1 protein-coding gene is annotated in these 410 nt (G+C 66.8%); it reads right to left on the bottom strand.

What is annotated here, in order from left to right:
* Window positions 1-410 (bottom strand): hypothetical protein (locus AC2JF9_RS09935; protein WP_500727443.1); only part of this gene is annotated, 410 nt, incomplete at both ends.

Raw genomic sequence — 410 nt, 5'->3', positions numbered from 1 at the left:
ACCTGGTTGCGCGGCAGGTCGTTGTCGTGCGCGGGAATCTGCTTGTTCGCCCCGTCGCCGGAGGCGGACGTGTGCCCGATGAGCAGCTTTTCGGAGATGCGGAACGTCTTCGGGTCGCGCTGGTACAGATAGGGGTGGATGCCGGGGCCGTCGCCATAGACGGAGTCGAGGTCCAGCGCGGGCGTGCGGAAATTCCTGGTCGCCTCGGGGTCAGCCCGCTGTTGCTCGAGGGGCGTCGTGTCAAGCGTGATGTCGTGGTCGACGAATTGGCCCAGGTAGGTATAGCCGGCCGGGATATTCTTGTTGTCGCCCGACGGATCGGGGTTGCCGTCGGCCAGAAGCGTGTCCTGCATCGCGGCGGCGAGATCGGCCAGGGGATCGTCCGGGACGCTCAGCGGCACGAGCTGCGG

This window comes from Lactobacillus sp. C449L (assembly GCF_059900815.1).
The sequence above is the reverse complement of the archived record's forward strand: the minus strand, read 5'-3'. Positions and strand labels throughout refer to the sequence as shown.